Here is a 2622-nt window from a genome sequence, read left to right as displayed (position 1 = left end):
ATATCTAATAAAACTAATTAGCAAAACTGTACATAAGAATATTGGCACAATCATACAAAAAAATATTGACATTAATAGAAGAACAAAGAGTTGCTTATGTTAAAGAAGTTCTTGAATCTGGTAGTAATTCTTTAATAGCTAAAAAATATGATATTAATCCAGTTCAATTAAGCACATGGGTTAACAATTACCGTAGGTATTCTCAAACTATAAAACCGAAAAGTCCAAAGGAAGGTGAGATTATACCTAATTATAAAAAAGAATATCATAAATTTAAGGATGAAAATGAGGATCTTAAATTAAAAATAACAATCCTTGAGGATCTTCTAAAAAAAACAACCAAAATTAGATAATAAAATTAAATATCTTCAAGATTATCTTGAGGAGAAAAATAGTATAAGACACTTTACTTCTATCATTGGAACTTCGGCAGGAGATTTTATTGTGAAGAGGAATAAAAAATATCCTAAAGAATTGAAACTACAACTGTAAAAGATTATTTATCTGGATTGGGTTATCAAGATGATATTTGTATAAAATATAAAATACGTTCAAAATCAAAACTACAACAATGGATTTCAATGTATAGTAGTAATAAACTAAAATCTTATGGTATCGGAGGATTAGCTATTATGATTAAAAGTAAACTAAATAGAAAGGAGGCTATTTTAAGCCAAGTCACAAATGAATCTATCTATTTAGCAATAAAAGAATTAACGCAATTTGAAAAGATAAAGGAACAAAACAGTAGGAAATTATATATATATCGACTTTTGAAAACTAAGATAGTTATATATTTGATAATTAATTAGATAAATTTTAAAAGAGAAATCCAATTGAAATATTTAAACATATGAAAAACCCATTTGTAAAGACATAATAGTTCTTACAAATAGGTTTTTCATAGATTATTTTACACTTTCATTATTGAATAAATATTTTTATTTGCTTATTTATTATAATTTTACCAATTTGGAACTCCAAAAGGTAATGTAAATAAGCCTGACTTGTTAGCATATACTATTATTTTATATGGCTTTACTAATCCTAGCTCTTGTTCATAATTTACTATGTTATTTACATAATTTACAAATGAATAAGCCTGTTCATGTTTAAAATCATATACATCTTCTAATTGAATAACTAAATACCAAAGTCCACCTTCTTTAACTACACCCAAATATGCATCAACTGAATGAAGTGTTCCAAATAAATCCATTCTCTTCATTGTTGGTGTTGAAAAGTCTACACTTGGTTGAGAAAAAGACAAACTTGTTTTTGCAAAGTATTCATAACTACCTGAAGATCTAGCTTGATATAAAAAAGCTCTTACAGCACTTTCAAAATCTATTGAATATGACCATATATCAGAACTTAATGATGATCCAGAGCCATATATTTTAGGCTCTTCTCTTATTGATAGCATTGAATAATCTAAAGCTTCTGCTGAATGAGGAAATCCAGCAGCGTTTAAAAGTGTAGCCATAGTGCTAGAAAAAGAGAGTCTTTCAGAATATTCTTCAATAGCTCTTCTACCATTTTCTGCTTTCAAATCTTCTTTCATTTTTGTGATGGTTTGCTCATCTAACTCTTCAAATTCATATTTGACTTCATCTTGATTATTAGACTGTTGAAATTCTTCATTGTTAAAATTAGCATTATGTTCCACTGTAGTTAAAGACATCTCATTATCAATGGTAGTAACATTATTTTCTGCTGCAATTGCAGGCATAATGTTTACAATCGTAAGCATTGAACTTAACATTAAACTTAATAAAATTTTTTTCTTATTCATTATTGTCCCCCCTATATTGTCGATATTATTTGTTATTTTGTATTTATAATTACATACAATTTACTATGTTGTAAGTCTAATACCATAATTGAATCAAAATAAACATCTTGTTTATAATAATACTTGAGATTATATTTATTGGCTTCTAAATAATCTCTATATTGATTACATATTTTATAATCTTCTTCATTATATTTTTTTGAATTTTCTTGAATAACTGATATAAGATACTCATAAGTTACATTATCATAATTATTCCAATCAATACTTTGATTCATTTTTGTAATTTTATTTTTACTATATAAAAGCTCAATAATCTCTAGTCCTTCTCCTCCAAAACCAGTTCTGTAATTAATTAAATTCTTGTATTTTTTTGGAGTTTCAATTTTCTTACTCATAAAATCGTTTGCAATTTTTACTGGATACCTTACTATATCATTTATTAAATCAATGCAAAAAAACAATATCATTAAACTAATTATTAAAACTAATACATTCTTACTTTTTTTCCTTATTTTCATATAAGTACCTCATGTTATATAATTTGTAATTTGTAATTTGTTTGTATTTTAACATGATAAACTTTTCAATCCAAGTTAAATTAAAAATGTTTACATTAAGTTTAAAGATTTTTAAAAATAAAAAAAATGAAAGAATAGAAGCTTAATTATAGGGAAACAAGCTCCAATTTAGATTTATCCAATAATCTTAAAATATTTTTATATAAGATATATTGTTGAATTCTAAGTAATTCGGAGCATGTCTCACTGTTTGGGGTATCCAAGTTTTGGAATGGATAATTTTAAGAGTCAACTTGGAACCCTATA

General features: G+C 25.2%; 4 protein-coding genes. 2 read left to right on the top strand and 2 right to left on the bottom strand.

Annotated elements, in window-relative coordinates:
• The first annotated feature begins 41 nt into the window (after positions 1–41).
• On the top strand, positions 42–353 hold the full coding sequence (locus tag AZI32_RS16880; protein WP_242865317.1) for a transposase: 312 nt from the start codon (positions 42–44) through the stop codon (positions 351–353).
• 279 nt (positions 354–632) lie between these two features.
• The gene (locus AZI32_RS16875; protein ID WP_061997112.1) at positions 633–812 is read left to right on the top strand and encodes a hypothetical protein; all 180 of its coding nucleotides are present in this window, start codon (positions 633–635) and stop codon (positions 810–812) included.
• A 152-nt stretch (positions 813–964) separates the two neighbouring features.
• On the opposite strand, the gene AZI32_RS16870 is transcribed toward AZI32_RS16875, so the two are convergent.
• Together AZI32_RS16870 and AZI32_RS16865 are read right to left on the bottom strand one after the other, a co-directional pair.
• Positions 965–1795: a hypothetical protein gene (locus AZI32_RS16870; protein WP_061997110.1), complete on the bottom strand. Its 831-nt coding sequence runs from the start codon at positions 1793–1795 to the stop codon at positions 965–967.
• 32 nt (positions 1796–1827) lie between these two features.
• Positions 1828–2316, bottom strand: coding sequence for a hypothetical protein (locus tag AZI32_RS16865; protein ID WP_061997108.1), 489 nt, complete (start codon positions 2314–2316; stop codon positions 1828–1830).
• Between the last annotated feature and the right edge of the window lie 306 nt (positions 2317–2622).

This window comes from Clostridium sp. ATCC 25772 (genome assembly GCF_001573875.1).
GTDB classification, from domain to species: Bacteria; Bacillota; Clostridia; order Clostridiales; family Clostridiaceae; genus Clostridium_J; species Clostridium_J senegalense.
This window is presented reverse-complemented; position numbering and strand designations above follow the sequence as displayed.